Origin of the sequence: Brachyspira sp. SAP_772, assembly GCF_009755885.1 — a bacterium.
Taxonomy (GTDB): Bacteria; Spirochaetota; Brachyspiria; order Brachyspirales; family Brachyspiraceae; genus Brachyspira.
In genome coordinates this window covers 1-565 of the sequence record NZ_VYIX01000327.1, presented here as the reverse complement: position 1 = coordinate 565, position 565 = coordinate 1, and the positions used below count along the sequence as shown (strand labels likewise).

The 565-nt window shown below is 22.8% G+C and carries 2 pseudogenes; both read left to right on the top strand.

Features of this window, described 5'->3' with window-relative positions:
* A pseudogene (locus GQX97_RS14315) lies at positions 1-238 on the top strand (hypothetical protein); the annotation flags it as partial.
* Between the two features lie 68 nt (positions 239-306).
* Positions 307-565: pseudogene (locus GQX97_RS14310) on the top strand (leucyl aminopeptidase); the annotation flags it as partial.

The following is a 565-nucleotide window of genomic DNA, read 5'->3' as shown; positions in this document are numbered from 1 at the left end:
TGAAAAAAAAATAGAGCAAATTACACTAAACATTACCAATAATATTGATATGTCTTTAAGCAGTATATTTAAAAACTTAGAAAACAATAATATAGCATTGGAAGATGAGAATATAGAAGCTTCTGATGGAAGTATTTTAGCTGAGATTTATAGTCATTATGGCGATAAGTATAAATTAGTTATAACAAAAACTAAAGATGAGTTATCTATAGATTATGTGAATTTGAAAATTAATTAATTGACATAAAACAAACATTATATATAATATTTAAAATATCAATTATAGAATTCTTAAAGGACTTATCGATGAAACTCAAACATACAAACAATTTTATAAAAAAAGATACAGTTGCAATCTTTGTTAAGGTTGAAAAAGAGAAGCCTAAAGTTTGTACATTTAATGATGAGTATATAAAACTATTTAACAGTTTAGTAAAAGACAAATATTATACTATATCAACTCCATTTGCATTTGCTTTTTCTAGTAATACTAGAGTAATTTATATTACTTATAAAGAAGTGAAAAATTATATTTATGAAACTTGGAAAAATGCAGGAGCTTCTT